1 pseudogene is annotated in these 281 nt (G+C 64.1%); it reads left to right on the forward strand.

Annotation, left to right across the window (positions count from 1 at the left end):
* Positions 1-281 (forward strand): annotated as a pseudogene (locus tag SB816_RS31075) (glutamate 5-kinase); the annotation flags it as partial.

Raw genomic sequence — 281 nt, forward strand, 5'->3', positions numbered from 1 at the left:
TCTCGGCTGGAACAAGCGTCCGCGCGAAATCGACGAATTGCAGGCCGCCGCGGCGGTCGGGCAGATGGGGCTCGCGCAAGTCTACGAAAGCCGCTTCACCGAGCATCACATTCGCACCGCGCAGATCCTGCTCACGCATGCCGACCTGGCCGATCGCGAGCGCTATCTGAACGCGCGCTCGACGTTGCTCACGCTGCTGCGCCTCGGCGTCGTGCCGATCATCAACGAGAACGACACGGTGGTCACCGACGAAATCAAGTTCGGCGACAACGACACGCTCG

Source organism: Achromobacter sp. SIMBA_011, assembly GCF_046535435.1.
In the GTDB taxonomy this organism is placed as follows: Bacteria; Pseudomonadota; Gammaproteobacteria; order Burkholderiales; family Burkholderiaceae_B; genus Achromobacter; species Achromobacter dolens.